Genomic DNA, 17,941 nt, shown 5'->3' with positions numbered 1-17,941 from the left:
GGTGACGTCGACGGGGCGGGGGGCGCACCGCTGCACGGCGCTGCCGGTGCTGGTCCTCGCGCTGTGCCTCGCCACCGTGCCGTCCGCCGCCGCGGGCGGGTCGGTGGCGCTGACCGGCGCCGCCGTCGCGCTCAGCGCCGTGGCCGCCACCGTGGTCGCCGTCCACCTGCGCCTGTCCCTGGTGGAGCTGACCGTGATCGCGCTGCCGGTCCACTTCTACCCGCCCGGGCAGGGGTCGCTGGTCAACCTCTCGCTCGCCGACGCCGTGCTCGCGCTGCTGCTGCTCGCCGCCGCCGTGCCCGAGTGGCGGCGCGGCCGGGCGGCCGCCGGCCCGGCGCGGCCCACCTGGCCGCTCCTGCTCGGCTACGCCCTCGCGCTGCAGCTGGTGCTGTGGGCCTCCCTCGTCGAGCCCGTGCTCGGCGGCGGCGCGGACTTCCTCGGCGGCGCCGTCGCCGCCGCGAAGATCGCCCTGGCGTGCGGGTACCTGCTGCTGCTCTACTCCGCGGCGGCGCCCCGCCTGCGGGCCGGGGACCACCGCCTCCTGGACGTCTGGGCCGCCACCGCCACCGCGAGCGCCCTGATCGGCATCGGCGCCAGCGCCCTGTACGCCGTCGGCGTCGACCTGGGCCTGTCCTACTTCTGGCGCGCGTCCGGCACGTTCGAGGACCCGAACGCGTTCAGCGTCTACCTGCTGCTCTCCCTGGGCGTCGTCATCGCGGCCCACCGCCTGCGCACCGGGCGGCCGTGGTCCCTCAGCGTCGTCGTCATCGTCGTGGCCGTCCTGCTCTCCGGCTCGCGCGCCGCGCTCGCGGCGATGGCGCTGGCCGCCGTCGTCACGGTCCTGCTCACGCTCGGCACCCGGGCCGGCGTCGCGTTCCGGCGCCTCGCCGCGGTCACCGCCCTGCTCGGCGTCCTCGCGGTCCTCGTCCTGCCGGACCAGTGGGTCGGCGACGTCCTGGAGCGCGCGACGAGCGTCTTCACCCCGGACGACGGCGCCGCCCCCGACGCGCGGTTCGAGCTGTGGTCCGTGGCCCTGCAGCAGTGGGCGTCCAGCCCCGTGCTCGGCGTCGGCGCCGGGCAGTACATCCCGGTGGCTCAGCAGATGCTCGGGCCGCAGATGGACACGGTCCCGCACAACACCTACCTCGGGTTCCTCGCCCAGACGGGCACCGTCGGGCTGCTGGTCTTCCTGCTCGTGCCCGCCCTGGTCGTGGTGCGCACGCTGCGCGCCGCCTGGGCCGGCGACGCGGGCGCGCCGTACCTGCTCTTCTCCGTGCTGTGCCTGCTGGTGCAGGCCTTCACGCTCAGCCTGGAGAACGCCCGCCCGATGTGGGCCGTGCTCGGGCTGGTCCTGGCGATGTACGACCCGGCCGCCCCCGGTCCGGAGAAACCCCACCATCCCGCCACCCCGCACGGGCGTGGTCTGCCACACTCGAGTCCCGCCCGAAGGGGTCTGCGATGGAGCTGAACGGAATCCTGCGCGTGCTGCGCAAGCGGTGGACGAGCGTGCTCGTCACCCTTGCGGTGGCGGTGCTGCTCGCCGTCGTCGTCACCGCCCTCATGCCGGCCCGGTACACCGCCACGGCCAAGATGTTCTTCTCCGCCCGCGCCGGCCAGTCGATCACCGAGCTGAACGAGAGCAGCACGTTCGCCGCGAGCCAGATGAGCTCGCTCGCGGACATCGCCACCTCCCCGCTGGTCCTCGAGCCGGTCATCGAGGACCTCGAGCTGGACACCACGCCGCCCGAGCTGGCCGAGTCGTTGAGCATCACCGTCCCCGAGGGCACGGCGATCCTGCAGATCGCCGCCACGGCGCCGACCGCCGAGGGGGCCGCCGACCTCGTCAACGCGGTCGCCGGCGAGCTCTCCGACGCCGCCGACGGGCTCTTCCCCGCGGCCGAGGACGGCGCCGAGGCGGTGCGCGCGACCATCCACACCCCGGGCGCGGTGCCGACCGAGCCGTCCGTGCCGAACGCCCCGGTCAACCTCGTCCTGGGCGTCGTGCTGGGGCTGCTGGTCGGCGTCGGCGTCGCCGCCCTGCGCGAGGCGCGGGACACCCGGGTGCGCGGCGAGCGCGACCTCGCCGACGTCACCGACGCCACCGTCCTGGCCCGTCTCGGCCGGGCGGACGAGGGCGACTCCCCGGTGTTCATGCAGACGGACCCGAACGGCCAGCGCGCCGAGGCCGTGCGCGCGCTGCGCACCAACCTGCACTTCCTGACCGCCACCGGCTCGACGCGCACGATCGTCGTCACCTCCGCCACCGCGGGGGAGGGCAAGACCACCACGGCGGTCAACCTCGCCGTCGCGCTCGCGGACACCGGCAGCTCCGTGCTCCTGGTCGACGCCGACATGCGCCGCCCCGCCGTCGCGCGGACCCTCGGCCTGGAGGGCCGCGCCGGGCTGTCCACGGTGCTCATCGGCCAGGCGAACCTCGAGGACCTCGCCCAGCGGTGGGGGGACCGGCCGCTCGACGTCCTGCCCGCCGGGCAGGTGCCCCCGAACCCGAGCGAGCTGCTCTCCTCGCTGCCGATGGCGGACCTGCTCGCCGAGGCGGCCGGGCGCTACGACGTGGTCATCGTGGACAGCCCGCCCGTGCTGGCAGTCACCGACCCGACGGTCCTCAGCACGCTCGCCGGCGGGACGCTGATGGTGGTGGCCACCGGCCGGCGGCGCAAGACCGAGCTGCGCGAGGCGCTCGACCGCCTCGACCACGTCGGCGCGCGGGTGCTGGGCCTGGTGCTCAACCGGGCCGACGTGGGCAAGGAGGACACGCGCCGGTACGAGGAGTACGTCGAGGACGGCTCGGCCGCCCGGGGCCGTATGGGCGCGGGGTGGGGCGCTATCGACCCCGCGCTCGCCGGCAGCGACGCGACGCCGGTCCTGGGCGACGCCGGGTCGGTCCGCCGCGACGCCCGTCCCGCGTCCGGCGCACCGGCCGCCGGCACGGGCGGGCCCGCGGGGTCCGCGGCCGTCGCCTCGCCGGCGGCGCCCAGCGCGACCCCGGAGGGCGAGGCCCCGCCGGCGCTCGCCGACACCGCGGACACGCCCGGTGACCCGGGCGACCAGTGGTGGGCCGACGCCGACGCCGAGTTCATGTCCGCCGAGGAGCTGGCAGCCCCGGGCGACCGGGCGCCGGACGACGACGCGGGGCGTGGCCGCAGCAACGGCCTGCCTCCCCGCTCGGACGACCAGAGCCGACGACCTGCGCCGTGGGGCGCCTGACGGAGGAGGCGCTGTGGGGGACAGACCCGTCAGGGTGGGCCTGATCAGCACGACCCCGCACGTCACCACCTACACCAAGGGCCTCATCGACTGGGCCGCCCGCCAGGACGACGTCGAGGTCACCCACCTCGTCCTGGCCGCCGCCCCCGCGGCCGACAACGCCCCCGCGCGCGCTTGCCTGCCGCTGACGCTGCGGGCGCTGACCGCGCTCGAGTCGGCCGTGCTGCGCCGTCTGCGCGGCTTCCGCGACCACGGCCGGGTCGTGGACCTCGGCGAGCTGGTGCCGCGGGTGACCCTGCAGGCCGAGGCAGGCCCGGACGGCACCCTCGCGTTCGACGACGCCGCCGCCCGGACCGTGCGGGCTCTCGGGCTCGACGTGCTCGTCGCCAACGGCACCCGGCTGCGCGGGCCGGTCCTCGACGCCCCTCGGCTGGGCACGCTGGCCGTGCAGCACGAGGTCGACCCGCTCGGGCCCCCGGGGTTCTGGGAGGTGCTGCACGGCCGCGCCTCGACGGGGTACTCCATCCGCCGGCTCACGGCCGACGGCGGGAGCGTCGTGATCCGCCGCGGACGCACCTGGACCGGGCTGTTCGCCGAGCTCAACCACGCGATCGTCATGCAGCGCTGCTACCACCACCTCCAGCTGCTCCTGAAGGAGCTCGCGCGCCACGGCGCCCCGGCGGTCGAGCCCCGACCCCGGGCCGCCGCGCCCCCCGAGCCCGGCGAGGGACGGTCCGGGCCCGAGCCGGCCACCACCGTCGACTCCTTCCGGTACGCCGCCCGGGTGGCCGGCACGGTGACCCCCAAGCTCATCGACAAGGCGCTGGGACGGCCCCGGTGGAACGTCGCCTGGGTCCGCGCGCCGTGGCGCGAGGCCGGCACCGCCCCCGCCACGGAGCTGCCGCGCCGGCGCGGCCACTTCTACGCCGACCCGTTCGTGGTGGCCCGGGACGGGCGGCACTTCCTCTTCACCGAGGACTACGAGCGCGCGGTCGGCCGGGGCCGGATCTTCGTGCACGAGATCGCCGAGGGCCGCAGCCGCGAGGTGGGGGTGGCCCTCGCCGAGCCCTTCCACCTCTCCTTCCCGTACCTCTTCGAGCACGACGGCGAGCTGTACCTGGTACCCGAGAGCGCGGAGGACCTCTCGATCCGGATCTACCGGTGCACGCGGTTCCCGCTCGGCTGGGAGCTGGTGCGCGTGGCCATGCGCGACGTCGACGCCGTCGACACCCTGATCTTCCCGTTCGGCGGGCGCTGGTGGCTGCTGACCTCGATCGCACCCCCGGGCACTGGCGACTACTCCGCCGAGCTCTTCGCGTTCCACGCCGCCTCGCCGCTCGCCCAGGAGTGGCACCCGCACGCGGCCAACCCTCTCGTCATGGACCCCCGGCGCGCCCGCAACGGCGGCATCGTCCTCGACGGCGGCGCCGTGTACCGGGTCAACCAGCGCCACGGGTTCGGCACCTACGGCGAGGGGGCGGCGGTCAACCGCATCGTCGAGCTGACCCCGACCACGTTCGTCGAGGAGCCGGTCACCGGCATCTCGCCGAACGCCTCGCGGCACGTGCGGCGCACCCACCAGCTGCACACCGACGGCGAGTACACCGTGTTCGACTACGTGCGCACGCCGCGCCTGCGCCCGCCCGTCGTCCGCCGCCCCGCGTCCCGCCCGCGCCCCGACGGGCTCGTCCGCCTCGCGGACCCGGGCGCCTGACCGGCACGGGTGCGGCGCGGCCGGCGGGCCTGGGCGCGGCGGTCGCGGGGCGAGGCGCGAGCCGGTTCGCGGGCGTCGCGCACACCCGTTCCGGTCACGCGGGGAAAGCCGTCCGTATAACCTCGGCCCATGGGGGCCGCGGGGGTGCTGAGCGCGCGGGTGCCCGCGCGTCGCACCCAGGGCGACCACCTCAGCATCTTCGTCCGCCAGCTGCCGTTCGCGGCGGTGACCCTCGTGATCATCCTCGCCGTCGCCGTCTTCGACAACGAGCTCCTCGGGGACGACCGGTTCTTCGCCGCCGTCGTCCTCACCGTCACCGCCACGGCCCTCTCCCTGCTCCTGCCGTGGAGCCGGCTGCCACGCTGGAGCACCCTCGCCGTCCCGGTCATGGACATCTGGGCCGTGGCCTTCGCGGAGGCCGCCGGCTTCGAGTCCTACGTCCTCGTCCTCCTGCCGGCGCTGTGGATGGCCACCCGCTTCGGCCGCACCGGCGTCGCGATCAGCATCGGCCTCGGGACGGTGGCGGCGTGGGGGCCGGAGCTCCTCGCCGGGGCCGAGCTCGCGGTCACCGACCTCAACCGTCAGGTGCTCGGCCCGGCCGTCCTGACCGCGGCGGGGATCTACCTGCACCTCTCCGAGAAGCGCTCGACCGCCCGGCGGCACCTGCTCGCCCGCCAGAGCGCCCTGATCGAGGAGACCCTCCGCGACGCGCGGGCCCAGCAGCTCCTGCTCGGCGGGATCCTCAACACGATCGACGTCGGCGTCGTCGCCATGGACGCGAACGGGCGGGTGACCCACATCAACCGCGCCCACGCCAGGGTCATCGCCGGGCGGTACCGGGTGGGCGACCCGGTCGAGGTGCACGCCGGTATCGACGGCTACCGCGCCGACGGCGTCACCCCGCTCGGGCGCGACGGCTCCCCGCTGGTGCGGGCGAGCCGCGGGGAGAGCATCGACCGCGAGCTGACGTTCTGGGAGGAGGGCGACGGCAGCCGCCGCGCGTTCCGGGTCTCGGCCGCCCCGCTGCTGGACGAGGACGGGAACTGGGCGGGGGCCGTCGTCGCCTATCAGGACCTCACCGCCGAGACGAGCGCCCTGGCCCAGCGCGAGGACTTCGTCTCCTCCGTCTCGCACGAGCTGCGCACCCCGCTGACGTCGGTCCTGGGCTACCTCGAGCTGTCCCTCGAGGAGCCCGGCGTGCCCGAGACCGTCCGCGGCCACCTGCGGGTGGTGGAGCGCAACACCGAACGGCTCCAGCGCCTCATCGGCGACCTTCTCACCGCCGCCCAGACCCGGGCCGGCGAGATCGCGCTGACGGCGGTGTCGGTGGACCTGCGGGAGGTGGTGGCCGAGGCGGTGCAGAGCCAGGGGCTGCGTGCCGCCAACCGGGGCGTGCTGCTCGAGAACCGGGCCACGGCGCCGTGCGTGGTCCACGGGGACCGCATCCGACTGAACCAGGTGACGGACAATCTCGTCTCCAACGCCATCAAGTACACCGAGCGCGGTGGGACCGTGACGGTGACGCTCGGCGTCGAGGGCGACGAGGCGCACCTGTCCGTGCAGGACACCGGCATCGGGATCTCCGCGGACGACCAGGAGCACATCTTCGACCGGTTCTACCGGGCTGCGACGGTGCGGCGCGGCGCCGTGCCGGGGACGGGGCTCGGGCTGCACATCTCGCGGCAGCTCGTCGAGGCGCACGGCGGGCGGATCGAGCTCACCAGCGCCGCCGGGAAGGGGACCACCATGGACGTGTACCTGCCCAGGGAGCGGCGATGAACCTGGACATGACAACCCTGCTCGTCGTCTCCTCCCTCGTCATCACCGTCACCTCGGTGCTGTTCATCGTCGAGGCGAGGTCCCGCGACGGCGACGAGGTGGACCGGCTCTGGTCCCTCGCCTTCGCCGCCGCCCTGACGACCGGCCTGTCCTACCTGGCCTCCGCCGTCGTCCCGGAGCTGTGGTGGGCGAACGCGGTCGGCAACGTCGGCAGCGTCCTGACCACCGGTGCCATGTGGAACGGCATCCGTGCCCTGCAGGGGCGCCGGTCGCTCGTCCAGGTCTCGGCCGGGGCGGCCGGGCTCGCCGGGCTCGTCGTCGTCGTCGCGGGGCCCGACGGCGGGGCCTGGGCCGGCGGGGCCGTCATGCTGGCAGGCACCGCGCTCGGGGCGCTGGCGGGCGGCGCGACCATCCTGAGCAGCGGCCCGGAACGGCGCATCCGGGCGGCCGTGCTGCTCGGGACGGTGCTGGTCGTGGCCGGGGTGTTCTACGCCTTCCGGTTCGTGGTTTTCGTGGCTGCCGGTCCGGAGTCGCCCCTCTTCCGCACCTACGCGGGCACCGAGGTGAGCACCCTCGTGGTGGTGCTGCTGATCACCGGGGCCGCGTTCTCCATGGTGGTGGTGCGCGGGACCCAGGCCCGCGCCCGGCAGGACGAGGCCCACAACTTTGACCCCATGACTGGGGCGCGAACCGGTGTCTCCTTCATCCCGCGGGCCACGGCCCTGCTCCGGGCGCACGAGGTGGGGAGCGCACCGGTGGCGCTCGCGGCAGTGACGCCTGAGGGGATCGACGAGATCGCCGTCGCGTTCGGCCGCGAGCACGCCGACCGGGCGCTCGTGGTCTGCGGCGAGGCCGTGCAGGTGCTCCTGCCGAAGCGGGCGCTCATGGGCCGCGACGCGATGGACGGCCGAGCGTTCCAGGTGCTGCTGCCCGGCTGGACGGCGGAGGAGGCCACGGCGTGGGCCACCGAGGTGCGCAAGGAGATCCTCGAGTCCCCGCTGGAAGTGCCGGGCAGCCGGCTGCGGCTGGCCGTGAGCATCGGCATCACCACCGCCCGCACGAACGGCTACGACCTCGACGGGCTCTGTGACGTCTCGCGGAAGCTCTCGCGCGGCGCGGTCGACGGGGGCGGGAACCGGGTGGTGGCCGAGGGCGCGAGGAGCGAGGTCCGCTAGCTCGCCCGGCCGGGCTCGGCCGTGAGGACCGCCATCTGTGCTGAGAACCGCTGCACGGAACGGGGTCCTCACCTCCGATGGTGGTCCTCGGGTGGCAACGCCTGCCAGGCGGGGACCTGCCGACGGGCTACCAAGTGCCCAGGTGCACAAGCGGACATGCGGCGATGCGGGCAATGCGGCTATGCGGTGATGCGGTGATGCGGCCATGGGGCCGACGTGGATCGGGATCTTGAGGCTTTCTTGAGGTGACATGAAGGTGCACTGAACGGTCGGTTGAGGTTGACGGAGGAATCTCCTCTTCGGCAGGTACGGCAGACCCTGTGCCGAGATTCCGGATCGACGTCGACAAGGACTTTCCATTTCATGAGTAGCAACGCCGAGGCCCCACGCTCCCGCTCCAAGCTCACCAAGGCGCTCGTCGCCACCGGCGTGGGCGTCGCCCTCCTGGCCGGCGGGGGTGGCACCTTCGCCACTTGGTACGACTCGACCACGACCCAGGGCACGACGATCACGTCGGGTGACCTCGGCCTTGGAGCCGGTGAAGGCGACTGGTTCAACTCGAGCAACGAGGCCATCGACATCGACCAGTACCGCGTGGTTCCCGGCGAGAAGCTCGTCTTCAGGCAGATCGTGACCATCCACGCTACGGGTGACCAGCTGACGGCCGTGCTCAAGCCCAGCTTCTCCAACCGAATTGACGGAGGCAACGAACTCTCGAAGCAGCTCGAGGCGACCGCGAAGTTCGCTGTGGGCACTGATATCGCGCCGACAACGGGGCGAATCATCACGGCTGCGGACGACGGTGCGACCCTAGCGGTCACGTTGGAGGTCACCTTCCTGGACCTCGGTCCGCGAGCCAACGGCACCACGGCTCAGGAGCAGTCGGCCGCGCTTCAGAACATCACGATCGAGCTTGAGCAGACCGCACTGACCGCCGACCCCGCGGCGACTGCGGCGCCTGGCGTCTGACGCCCATAAGCCCTCCGCGGGGCCGTCCCCCGACTCCGCGGAGCATGCCTCCTCGGGGCTCCCCCCAGCCCCGAGGAGGCCCCCCTTCTCGGTCCACCGAGCGCTCTCCTCGGAGCGACCCCCTGCGATTCCGAGAGAGCGATCTCTTCCTCCAGTGATGAAGGCCCAACAGATGACGACCGCCCGGCTCTTCAGCGCAACCGCCGCCGTCGCGGCCGGTCTGGCGCTGCTCAGCTCGGGCGGCGGCAGCGTCGCGGGCTGGTACGACGAGCTGGAGATCCCCGGCGTTGCGGTCAGCAGCGGCGAGCTCTGGGTCGAGGAGGTCAGCACCTCCGCGACCATGGTCGGCACCACGGTCGTCGTCGAGGCCACCTCGAAGCTTCACGTGGGCGGTGACGCGCTGGCAGCGGACCTTGCGCTGGACGTCGTCGGCCTCACCAAGCTCGACGGCACTTCCGCAGACCTCACCGTGGTCACGGACCCGGCCGGCCGGCTCAGCGCCTCGGCTGCCGGCCCGTGGCGGGTCGACGAGAGTTCCGACGAGCTGACGATCACGGCCCGGATGACACTGCCGGTCGCCGACGCGAAGGCCCTCACCGGCCAGCCACGGGTGATCTGGACCCTGGAGCAGACGGCGCCCGGCGAGGGGTGGTACTCCGAGGCGGTGCACGACGTTTCTCTTGCCGGGCTGTGGCCGTCGGCGCCCGTCTTCCCCGAACTGGGGTGCACGCCCGGCGCCAACGGCTACATCACTCTCACCTGGACGTGGGCAGGTGCCGAGCCGGACTACTGGGAGGTCGTCAGCCGCAACAGCCCGGGCAACAACCCGGACGTCGTCCGGACCATCGACGCCGACGGCCGAGTCACCTACACCGTGACCGTGCCGACGCAGAACGAGAACTGGGTCTACTCCGTCCGTGCGACGTACCAGGACGGCACCACGGAGGAGACCAGACCTGTGGTCCGCACCTGCGCCGTCGCGAACCAGAACGGAGGCTGAGATGACAACCACGCTGCGCCGTGCCCGCAGTGCGCTGCTCTGGCTGGTCCTCGGCCTCCTCGCAACGCTCGCCCTCGCGATCGTCGTCGTGCCGCGCGTCATGGGCTGGGTCCCGCTGACCATCCTCAGCGGCTCGATGGAGCCAACCATCCCCACCGGGAGCCAGGTGGTCGTCGCGCCGGTCGAGGGCGACGAGGACGCGCAGACGCTCCAGATCGGCGACGTCGTGACGTTCATGCCCTACCCGGACGACCAGACGCTGGTCACCCACCGCATCGTCAGCCGCTCCGTCGGCACGGACGGCTCGGTCTCGTTCACCACCCAGGGCGACGCCAACGGCGCGGCCGACCCCTGGGAGCTCACCGCCACCCAGCTGCGCGGCGAGGTCAGGTACCACGTCCCGTACGCCGGCCACGTGGCGACCCTGCTGGACGGGAATCAGAAGAGCACGGGCATCGTCGCGGTCGCCGCCATCCTCTTCGGCTACGCCGCCCTACAGTTGGTGACGGCGATAAAGGACGCGCGCCGGTCGAAAGAGCACTCGACGCTGGACGATGCTCCGACGACGGACAAGGCCGAGAACGACGAGCGCCCGGTCACGCACCGGGCCGAGAACGACGAGCACCCGGTCACCGACCGGGCCGAGGAGGAGGTTCGCCCGTGAGTGCCATCCTCGATCCCGTGGCGCTCCGCGCGCTCGAGTCCGACCTCGGGCCCGACGCCGCCCGGGACTTCGCCGGCCGGTACCTCGCGGAGCTCCCGGCCCGCGTCGCCCGCCTGCACCGCGCCGTGCGCGACGGCGACATCGAGGACGGGTACGCGGCCGCGCTGAGCCTGAGCTCCACGTCCGGGATGGTCGGGGCCGTCGTCGTCGCCCGGCTGGCGCGCCGGTTCGCCGCCGCGGCGCGGCACGGTCTGGGCTGGCCGGCCGTCCGCACGCTGGGCGACCTCTCCGCCGCCGCGAGGGTGACCCGCACCGAGCTCACGGCCACACTCGACGTCCCCGGCCCACCCTCCCGGGCGGTCTACCGCCTCCCGGGGTGAGGCAGCCGGTCACCCAAGGATCAACCGGTGGCGTACTGCCCTGGGGCCACGCGAAGGTGTGTGCTTCCTGTTACGGGAGAGGAGGCGTCATGACGCCGCTGCACACGCTCCACGACATGGCCGCCGACCTCGGCGCGGATGTCGCCAGGGACTTCGCGGACCTCTACCTCGCCGCGCTCGACGGCCGGATCGTCCGGCTGCGCGACGCACTCCTCTCCGACGACGCGGCCGGCGCCTACACCGCGGCCGTGAGCCTGTACACGGCCAGCTGGATGGTCGGTGCGCAGGACCTTGCCGACGCGGCGCACGACCTCGCCGAGTCCGCCCGCAGCGGCGACCTCGAGGGCGCGCGCTCCGGGCTGCCGCCCGTAGAGTCCCGCGTCGAGCCCGCCGTGGCCGCGATCCGGGCCGCGGTCAGCGAGCTGGAGTCAGCCGGTACCCGACACCGCGCACGGTCTCGATGAACCGCGGCGAGGACGCGTCCTCGCCGAGCTTGCGTCGCAGGTTCGCCACGTGCACTTCCACGGTGCGGCGGTCGGCGCCCGCCACCTCCGCCCCCGTGGAGTAGTCCTCGCCCCACAGCCGGCGCACCAGCTCGTTCTTCGACACCACGCGGTTGGGGGCCGCGAGCAGCGCCGCCAGCAGGTCGAACTCGCTGCGCGTGAGGTGGACCGGGGCGCCGTCGAGCTCGACGATCCGGGCGTCGACGTCCAGGCGCAGGCCGCCGTGCTCGAGCACGCGGTTCGGCGTCCGGACGGGCGACGTGCCGTCCCTCTTCGCCTCCCGCCCGGCGGAGGACGGCGATCCCGCCGTCGTCCCTGCCTGCGGTCCCGCCGCGTCGGGGGACGCGGCCACGGCGGGCGACGTCGTGGACGGCGCGGCGAGGGTGCGCGGGCGCCGCAACATCGCCTCGATCCGCGCCCGCAGCTCGCGGGGGCGGAAGGGCTTGGTGACGTAGTCGTCGGCCCCGGCGTCCAGGCCGAGCAGGGTGTCGATCTCCTCGGCCCGGCCGGTGAGCATGACGAGGTAGGTGCTCGAGAAGGTGCGGATGCGGCGGGCGACCTCGAAGCCGTCGATGTCCGGCAGCGAGATGTCCAGCGTGGTGACCAGCGGCTGGTGGGCCCGGACCAGCTCGACCCCCGCGGTGCCGTTCCCGGCGGCGTGCACGGCAAAGCCGGCCTGCCCGAGGGTCGCCTCGAGCAGGAACCGGATGTCGGCGTCGTCCTCGATGACGACCGCCGTCCGCACGTCGGTATCGGTCACCCTGTGAAAATAACAACAATCACCGACATTCGGGCGCGAGCCGTCGACAAATCTCGCCCGCGCGTCGAAAAGTCACCGCCACCCGGTCGACGGACGCCCCGGCTCGCGTCCGGTGACCGGTGCGTGAACCGGGACCGTGACCGGTCTGCCGCCGCGGGATGATGGCGGCACCATGCCTGATCATCACCCCCGCGGCGCGCGTCCCACGGACCCGTCCGACGCCCCGATGTTCCCCCTGCGCACCGTGGTGCTCGGCGCCTTCGTGCCCTCCCTGGTGTTCGAGATCGGCATCGGCGCGATGCTGCCGATCATCGCCCCGACGGCGGTCGGGCTTGGTGCCGACCTCGCGCTCGCCGGCGTGCTCGCCGCTCTGCTGCCGGTCGGCCAGATCGTCGCCGACCTCCCGGCCGGCTCCCTCGCGGCCCGGGTCGGCGACCGGTACGCGATGATCCTGGCCGGCGCCGTCGCCGCGCTGGCCTTCGCCGGGGCGGCGTTCGCGCCCGGGCTGGCCACCCTGGCCGTCGCGGTGCTCGCCACCGGCGCCGCCTCGGCGGTGTTCAACCTGGCGCGGCACTCCTACCTCACCGAGATCACCCCGCCGCTGCGGCGCGCACGCGTGCTCTCCACCCTCGCCGGCGTGCACCGCATCGGGCAGTTCCTCGGGCCGTTCGTCGGTGCGCTCGTCATCCACGGCGGTGACGTCCGCAACGCCTACCTGCTCGGCGTGGTGACCGCGGCGGCCGCGACCCTCACCCTGGTGCTCGTCCCGGAGACCGCGCGGGGGGAGCGGCCGGCGGCCGGGTCGCTGCGGGCCCGGGCGGCGGCGCGGCGGGCGGCGCGACTGGCGGCGGGCCCCGGCCCGACGATGGGCCAGGTGCTGCGCGAGCACCGGCGGGTGTTCACCACGCTCGGCGCCGCGGTGCTGCTGGTCGGCGCGGTGCGCGGCGCCCGCCAGACCGTCATCCCGCTGTGGGGCGAGCACCTCGACCTCGACCCCGCCACCACCTCGCTGATCTTCGGCCTCGCCGGCGCGGTCGACATGCTGCTCTTCTACCCCGCCGGCAAGGTCATGGACCGGCTCGGCCGGCTGTGGATCGGCGTGCCCTCGATGATCGTCCTGGGCGCCGCCATGCTCGCGCTGCCGTTCACGGACTCGGTGGCGAGCATGTCCGTCGTCGCCGGCCTCATGGGGCTCGGCAACGGGATGAGCTCGGGGATCCTCATGACCCTCGGCTCCGACGTCGCGCCCTCGTCCGGCCGCGCCCAGTTCCTCGGGATGTGGCGGGTGCTCCAGGACTCCGGCGGCGCGCTCGGGCCGCTCATCGCGTCCGCGGGCGCGGCCCTCGGGTCGCTGGCCGCGGGCATCTGGGTGACGGGGGCGCTCGGCGGGGCGGCGGCCGCGGCGCTGGCGCGGTGGGTACCGCGGTGGTCGGTGCACGCCAACCGCACGACCCGGCGCCGGGCGGGCCTGCTGCCCTGACGGCGGCCGCGGTACCAGGCCGGGCGCGTGGTCGGCGGCGGACCGGGCCGCGGCCTCAGAACAGGGACGTGGTGATGAGGTACCCGTAGTGGCGGCCCTCGACGGGCCGGAGCGGGTCGCCCTGGTAGCCGTGGTCCTGGTGCTGGCGGTTGTGGCTCTCGATCAGCGCCCGGAACCGCGCGACGCTCAGGCGCCCGTCGTCCTCCGGGCACCGGCCGCTCTGCAGGCACAGCGCCACCGCGCCGGCGGTGACCGGGCTGGCGAAGCTGGTCCCGTGGCGGGCCGCCGAGTACAGGCCGCCGGGCGAGGTGGTGGTGATGCAGGCCCCGGGCGCGGCCACGGTGCGGGCCCGGTCCGCGGCGCTGGTGGCCCAGCTGGAGAAGGAGGCGACGGCGTCGTCCGTGATCGCCAGGGGCGACGGCGGGCACTCGTCCGGGCCCGCCCCGCCCGGCCGGCCGTCTGTGTCCGCGACGGCCGTCACGGCGAGGACCTCGTCGTAGCCGGCGGGGATCGACCGGGCGAGGTCCTGCGCGCCGTTGCCGGCCGCGACGACGTAGCTCACCCCGGCGCGGACCGAGCCGCAGATCGCGGCGTGCAGGGCGTCCTCTGAGGTGCTGCCGCACCGGCCGTCGTCCGTGCCGCCGCCCGCGATGGAGATGTTGGCGACCGCGATGTCGTTGCCCGGGTCGGCGTCCGTGCGCGTGCCGGTGATCCAGTCGACCGCGCACACCAGGCTGGAGATGGTGATGCTGCCGCCGGCGTCCGTCACCTTCACCGACCACAGCGGTGCGCCCGGCGCGGTGCCGACCACGCCGAAGCCGTTGTCCCGCGCGGCGGCGACGCCGGCCACCGCCGTGCCGTGGCCGGTGGTGTCGGTCAGCGCGGCGCCGGGGGAGAGCGGCCGGCCGCCCGAGCAGTCCACGCCGCCGCGCACGTTCAGGTCCGGGTGGGCGCGGTCGATCCCGGAGTCGACGATCGCGATGTTGACCCCGACGTCGCCGCCGCCGTCGCCGGCCTGCGTCGAGGACGCCGGCCCGTCGACGCGCCGGACGTGGTTGCCGACCAGCTGGGAGGCGGCCGTGGCGGCCTCCTCGGCCGGCTCGACGGCGGCGAGCACGCGGTCCTCGGTGACGAAGGCGACCGCGGGGTCGGCCGCGAGCCGCTCCGCCTCCGCGGCGCTCATGGTGGCGGTGAAGCCGTCGACCGCCGCGTCGAACGTCTGAGTGGCCGCGGCCCCGTGCTGGCCGGCCGCGGCGGCCGGGTCCCCGGCCGCGTCGTCGAGGACGACGACGTACCGCGCCTCGTCCGTCTCGCCCGCGGCCGCCGCGGGGAGCCCTGTGCCGGCGAGCAGCGCGGCGAGCGCGGCGACGAGCGGACCGGGGTGGGCTCGCGGGCGCGGCTTCGTGGACTGCACTCTTCGCTCCTTCGCGAACGGGCGAGGGCCGGTCCTCCTGACGGTAGGGCCGGCGCCGACGGCGTCACAACCCCCTCGACCCCCCTCCCGCTCACTACGGGGGGCCGGGCGTTAGGGGATCGTGGGGCCGAGCGTGCGGGTGCCGGTCGGACGCCCCGAGGACGCCCGGACCACCCAGGGCGGTGAAGGGCCGCAGCCTCTTGTGTGACCCAGGTCTCACTGCTACGTTTTGTGAGCGCTCACATCCGCCTCGCGACGAAGCAGGTGATCTGTCCAGTGCCATCCCCAGACTCCGACCACACCCCGCTGCTCCAGGTGCGTTCCGTCTCCAAGTCCTTCCCCGGCGTCAAGGCGCTGGACAACGTCTCCCTCGAGCTGCGCCGGGGGGAGGTGCTGGGGGTCTGCGGCGAGAACGGTGCCGGCAAGTCGACGCTGATGAAGATCCTCACCGGCATCCACGACCCCGACCCGGGCGGGGAGGTGCTGCTCGACGGCAAGCCGTCGACGGTGACCAACCCGCACGAGGCGCAGGCGGCCGGGCTGGCGATCATCCACCAGGAGTTCCAGCTCGTGCCGGACCAGACCGTCGCCCAGAACATCTACATGGGCCGCGAGCGGCGCCGCTTCCTCGGCCAGGTCATCGACGACCGCAAGCAGGAGCGCGACGCCCGCGCCCTGCTGCGCAGCCTCAAGATCGACATCGACCCAGGCCGGCGCATCCGCGACCTCACGGTGGCGCAGCAGCAGATGGTGGAGATCGCCAAGGCGCTCTCGTTCAACGCCCGCATCCTGATTATGGACGAGCCCACCGCGGCACTGACGGACTCCGAGATCGAGACGTTGTTCCGGCTCATCCGCGACTTCGTCTCGCCGAGCACCGGCGTCATCTACATCTCCCACCGGATGCCGGAGATCAAGGAGATCACCGACCGGGTCTCGGTGATCCGCGACGGCACGTACGTCGGCACCGTGCCGACGGCGGAGACGGACGTCGCGCAGATCATCTCGATGATGGTGGGGCGCGAGCTCTCCACCGACCTCCGGCCCCCGGAGCGCGTCACCGGGGAGCCGGTGCTGGAGGTCGAGGGCCTGAGCACCCGGCACCTGCTCCGGGACATCAGCTTCACCCTGCACCGCGGGGAGATCCTCGGTTTCGCCGGGCTCATGGGCGCCGGACGCACCGAGGTCGCCCGGGCCGTCGTCGGCGCGGACCCCACGACCGCCGGGACGATCAGGGTCAACGGCCGGCCGGCCACCATCCGCACGCCCGCGGACGCGGTCGCGCTGGGGGTCGGCTACCTCTCCGAGGACCGCAAGCGCTACGGGCTCCTGCTCGACCAGTCGGTGCGCGCGAACATCGGACTCTCCTCCCTCCGGAGGTTCAGCTCGGGGCTCGGGTTCGTGCGCGAGCGCGGCATCACCGCCGAGGCCGAGAAGCAGGTCAAGGCCCTGCGGATCAAGACCCCGTCGGTGCACCAGCTCGCCCGCAACCTCTCGGGCGGCAACCAGCAGAAGGCGATCATCGGCAAGTGGCTCACCCGCGACTGTGACGTGCTGATCGTCGACGAACCGACCCGCGGCATCGACGTCGGGGCCAAGGACGAGATCTACGCCCTGCTCAACGAGCTCGTCCGGAACGGCAAGTCCATCATCGTCATCTCCTCCGAGCTTCCCGAGGTGCTGCGCCTGGCCGACCGCGTCGCGGTCATGTGCGAGGGCCGCATCACCGGGTTCCTCGACAAGGACGAAATCACGCAGGAAAGGATCATGGAGTTGGCCACCCTCTTCCGCACCGAGACGATGGGAGCGGCGTCGTGAGCGCCGCGGTCCCGGCCGCCCGGCCGGAGGCGACGGCGCCCGAGACGCCGATCGCCCGACGGCGGTCCGTCAGCGTCCAGCAGTTCCTCGCCTTCGGCGCCCTCATCGCCCTGTTCGCCTTCTTCGCCGTCGCGAGCTCGAACTTCCTCAGCACCTCCAACGTCTTCGGCATCCTGCTCGCGGCGTCGGTGACCGGGATCCTCGCGCTCGGGGCGACGTTCATCATCGCCACCGGCGGCATCGACCTCTCGGTCGGCACCGCCATGACCCTGTGCTCCGTCATGACCGCGGTGTTCGCCACCGAGGCCTTCCTCGGCCTGCCCATGCCGCTGGCGGTGGTGCTCGGCGTCGCGTTCGGCGCCCTCCTCGGTCTGATCAACGGTCTCAACGTCGCGGTGCTCGGCATCCCGCCCTTCATCGCGACGCTGGCCATGATGATGGCCGCGGCCGGCCTCTCCCTCGTCATCTCCGGGGCGACGCCGCTGTACTTCACCTCGGTGCCCGGCTTCGGCCAGATCGCCCTGGGCACGCTGATCCCCAGGGTGCCCAACGCGGTGCTCATCTTCCTCGTGCTCGCGGTCGTCGCGGGCGTCCTCCTCAACAAGTCGCTCATCGGGCGCTACGCGCTCTCGATCGGCTCCAACGAGGAGGCCACGCGGATGTCCGGGATCAACACCCGCTCGTGGCTCATCAAGATCTACGTGCTCGCCGGCGTCTTCACCGGCATCGGCGGCGTGATCATGGCCTCCCGGCTCAACTCCGCCCAGCCGGCCCTGGGCCTGGGCTACGAGCTCGAGGCGATCGCCGCCGTCGTCATCGGCGGCACGTCCCTCTCCGGGGGCCGGGCCTCCGTCCTCGGCACGATCATCGGCGCCATCCTCATGGCCACCCTGAACAACGGCCTGCAGATCATGGCGATCCCGCAGGAGTGGCAGAAGGTCGCCGTCGGTGTCGTCATCCTCGTGGCCGTGTTCGCCGACAACGTGCGGCGGCGTCGCGAGTCCCGCGTGTAAGCACGCGAGTCCCGCGTGCAGCAGCTGAACCTCCACCCCATCCGTAC

The 17,941-nt window shown here is 73.6% G+C and carries 15 protein-coding genes; 13 read left to right on the top strand and 2 right to left on the bottom strand.

The features are described 5' to 3' along the window. Position 1 precedes the first annotated feature (1 nt). From KZX45_RS20255 to KZX45_RS10080, 10 genes are all read left to right on the top strand, one after another. Positions 2–1,468 (top strand): O-antigen ligase family protein, encoded by a 1,467-nt coding sequence (locus KZX45_RS20255; RefSeq protein WP_248257614.1) that lies wholly within the window; start codon positions 2–4, stop codon positions 1,466–1,468. Next, on the top strand, positions 1,459–3,225 hold the full coding sequence (locus KZX45_RS10120) for a polysaccharide biosynthesis tyrosine autokinase (protein ID WP_248257613.1): 1,767 nt from the start codon (positions 1,459–1,461) through the stop codon (positions 3,223–3,225). The genes KZX45_RS20255 and KZX45_RS10120 overlap by 10 nt, the downstream gene beginning before the upstream one ends. A 13-nt stretch (positions 3,226–3,238) precedes the next feature. Beyond that, on the top strand, positions 3,239–4,939 hold the full coding sequence (locus KZX45_RS10115; protein WP_248257612.1) for a hypothetical protein: 1,701 nt from the start codon (positions 3,239–3,241) through the stop codon (positions 4,937–4,939). 129 nt (positions 4,940–5,068) lie between these two features. After that, positions 5,069–6,718, top strand: coding sequence for a cell wall metabolism sensor histidine kinase WalK (locus KZX45_RS10110; RefSeq protein WP_248257611.1), 1,650 nt, complete (start codon positions 5,069–5,071; stop codon positions 6,716–6,718). Then, positions 6,715–7,893 (top strand): GGDEF domain-containing protein, encoded by a 1,179-nt coding sequence (locus tag KZX45_RS10105; protein ID WP_248257610.1) that lies wholly within the window; start codon positions 6,715–6,717, stop codon positions 7,891–7,893. Before KZX45_RS10110 ends, KZX45_RS10105 begins: the two co-directional genes overlap by 4 nt. Positions 7,894–8,256: 363 nt before the next feature. Then, a complete protein-coding gene (locus KZX45_RS10100; RefSeq protein ID WP_248257609.1) occupies positions 8,257–8,862 on the top strand; it encodes an alternate-type signal peptide domain-containing protein in 606 nt (201 codons plus the stop codon). A 172-nt stretch (positions 8,863–9,034) separates the two neighbouring features. Beyond that, complete coding sequence (locus KZX45_RS10095) at positions 9,035–9,862, top strand: hypothetical protein (RefSeq protein WP_248257608.1); 828 nt, start codon at positions 9,035–9,037, stop codon at positions 9,860–9,862. Between the two features lies 1 nt (position 9,863). After that, complete coding sequence (locus KZX45_RS10090) at positions 9,864–10,526, top strand: signal peptidase I (protein ID WP_248257607.1); 663 nt, start codon at positions 9,864–9,866, stop codon at positions 10,524–10,526. Further along, positions 10,523–10,906: an Hpt domain-containing protein gene (locus tag KZX45_RS10085; protein ID WP_248257606.1), complete on the top strand. Its 384-nt coding sequence runs from the start codon at positions 10,523–10,525 to the stop codon at positions 10,904–10,906. The genes KZX45_RS10090 and KZX45_RS10085 overlap by 4 nt, the downstream gene beginning before the upstream one ends. Before the next feature lie 89 nt (positions 10,907–10,995). Beyond that, positions 10,996–11,370, top strand: a complete 375-nt coding sequence (locus KZX45_RS10080) for a hypothetical protein (RefSeq protein WP_248257605.1) — start codon at positions 10,996–10,998, stop codon at positions 11,368–11,370. Here KZX45_RS10080 and KZX45_RS10075 read toward each other — a convergent pair. After that, positions 11,321–12,169, bottom strand: a complete 849-nt coding sequence (locus KZX45_RS10075) for a response regulator transcription factor (RefSeq protein ID WP_248257604.1) — start codon at positions 12,167–12,169, stop codon at positions 11,321–11,323. The two genes, KZX45_RS10080 and KZX45_RS10075, sit on opposite strands and share 50 nt — an antisense overlap. A gap of 172 nt (positions 12,170–12,341) precedes the next feature. Between KZX45_RS10075 and KZX45_RS10070 the strand changes: the two genes are divergently transcribed. Then, positions 12,342–13,649 carry an MFS transporter gene (locus KZX45_RS10070; RefSeq protein WP_248257603.1) on the top strand — a complete coding sequence of 436 codons (1,308 nt, stop codon included), beginning with the start codon at positions 12,342–12,344 and terminating at the stop codon, positions 13,647–13,649. 55 nt (positions 13,650–13,704) lie between these two features. Here KZX45_RS10070 and KZX45_RS10065 read toward each other — a convergent pair whose 3' ends face one another. Further along, positions 13,705–15,063, bottom strand: coding sequence for a S8 family serine peptidase (locus tag KZX45_RS10065; protein WP_248257602.1), 1,359 nt, complete (start codon positions 15,061–15,063; stop codon positions 13,705–13,707). Positions 15,064–15,294: 231 nt separating this feature from the next. On the opposite strand from KZX45_RS10065, the gene KZX45_RS10060 reads away from it, so the two are divergent. Both KZX45_RS10060 and KZX45_RS10055 read left to right on the top strand, forming a co-directional pair. Next, a complete protein-coding gene (locus KZX45_RS10060; RefSeq protein ID WP_248257601.1) occupies positions 15,295–16,881 on the top strand; it encodes a sugar ABC transporter ATP-binding protein in 1,587 nt (528 codons plus the stop codon). Then, positions 16,878–17,894, top strand: a complete 1,017-nt coding sequence (locus tag KZX45_RS10055) for an ABC transporter permease (RefSeq protein ID WP_248257600.1) — start codon at positions 16,878–16,880, stop codon at positions 17,892–17,894. Before KZX45_RS10060 ends, KZX45_RS10055 begins: the two co-directional genes overlap by 4 nt. Positions 17,895–17,941: the final 47 nt, after the last annotated feature.

Source organism: Georgenia sp. EYE_87 (assembly GCF_023148685.1).
GTDB lineage: Bacteria > Actinomycetota > Actinomycetes > Actinomycetales > Actinomycetaceae > Georgenia.
The sequence above is the reverse complement of the archived record's forward strand: the minus strand, read 5'-3'. Positions and strand labels throughout refer to the sequence as shown.

What these genes read in the sequence shown, in the direction of transcription:
- KZX45_RS10110 (WP_248257611.1), top strand. Translation starts at nt 5,069, where the DNA reads ATGGGGGCCGCGGGGGTGCTGAGCGCGCGGGTGCCCGCGCGTCGCACC.
- KZX45_RS10090 (WP_248257607.1), top strand. Translation starts at nt 9,864, where the DNA reads ATGACAACCACGCTGCGCCGTGCCCGCAGTGCGCTGCTCTGGCTGGTC.
- KZX45_RS10080 (WP_248257605.1), top strand. Translation starts at nt 10,996, where the DNA reads ATGACGCCGCTGCACACGCTCCACGACATGGCCGCCGACCTCGGCGCG.
- KZX45_RS10120 (WP_248257613.1), top strand. Translation starts at nt 1,459, where the DNA reads ATGGAGCTGAACGGAATCCTGCGCGTGCTGCGCAAGCGGTGGACGAGC.
- KZX45_RS10100 (WP_248257609.1), top strand. Translation starts at nt 8,257, where the DNA reads ATGAGTAGCAACGCCGAGGCCCCACGCTCCCGCTCCAAGCTCACCAAG.
- KZX45_RS10095 (WP_248257608.1), top strand. Translation starts at nt 9,035, where the DNA reads ATGACGACCGCCCGGCTCTTCAGCGCAACCGCCGCCGTCGCGGCCGGT.
- KZX45_RS10070 (WP_248257603.1), top strand. Translation starts at nt 12,342, where the DNA reads ATGCCTGATCATCACCCCCGCGGCGCGCGTCCCACGGACCCGTCCGAC.
- KZX45_RS10105 (WP_248257610.1), top strand. Translation starts at nt 6,715, where the DNA reads ATGAACCTGGACATGACAACCCTGCTCGTCGTCTCCTCCCTCGTCATC.